Origin of the sequence: Schumannella sp. 10F1B-5-1, from assembly GCF_006517535.1 — a bacterium.
GTDB lineage: Bacteria > Actinomycetota > Actinomycetes > Actinomycetales > Microbacteriaceae > Schumannella.
In genome coordinates this window covers 1-207 of sequence record NZ_VHQH01000079.1, presented here as the reverse complement: position 1 = coordinate 207, position 207 = coordinate 1, and the positions used below count along the sequence as shown (strand labels likewise).

Genomic DNA, 207 nt, shown 5'->3' with positions numbered 1-207 from the left:
CGTCGACCTGATCCCCTTCGCGCTCAGCCGCTCGCTGCTCACCGGGCCGATGGCCCAGGGCTCGGTGGCGCTCGTGCACATCGGGGCGGAGACCACGATGGTCACGGTCGCCGTGAACGGCGTGCCGCACTTCGTGCGCATCGTGCAGAACGGCAGCGACGACATCAACCGCGCGCTCGTCTCGCGCCTCGGCATGGACGAGTACCA

At 69.6% G+C, this 207-nt stretch carries 1 pseudogene; it reads left to right on the top strand.

The features are described 5' to 3' along the window. Window positions 1-207 (top strand): annotated as a pseudogene (locus FJ658_RS16270) (pilus assembly protein PilM); the annotation flags it as partial.